Genomic DNA, 392 nt, shown 5'->3' with positions numbered 1-392 from the left:
GCCACGTTCTGTGCAAGGCGACGAAGGCCACCGCGGATGTCGATCTCGCGACCGGCCAGGTCCGGTTCCTCGATGCGGCGGGCAAGCTGGTGCTGGCGGAGGCGGGGCAGCCCGCATTCCCTGCGACCAGCGGCGACGGCAAGCCCTGTGTGGCGGTGTCCCAGCAGGGAGCCGAATGCCGGGTGTATTGCATTGCTGCACAACCACCCGCTGCCCGCCGCCGACCATCATTCGGCGTGGCTGACCAGCGATGTCGCGCAGGCCAAGCATTACGGGTTCGTACCGGGCGACGACATGGACGACGTCATCGCCGGCTATCTCCGCCCGACGCGCAAGGCGGAGATGATGCCCAAATAGGGGTATGGCTTCTGCCAGTCGCGCCAGCGCTACGA

General features: G+C 67.3%; 1 protein-coding gene. It reads left to right on the top strand.

The window, feature by feature from the left end:
• Window positions 1-192: 192 nt before the first annotated feature.
• Window positions 193-357, top strand: a complete 165-nt coding sequence (locus AC0IYH_RS29675) for a hypothetical protein (protein ID WP_465240281.1) — start codon at window positions 193-195, stop codon at window positions 355-357.
• The last annotated feature ends 35 nt before the right edge of the window (window positions 358-392 follow it).

This window comes from Pseudomonas sp. AC463 (genome assembly GCF_979253585.1).
Note: the sequence above shows the minus strand (reverse complement) of the source record. Positions and strands in the feature narration are given on the sequence as shown.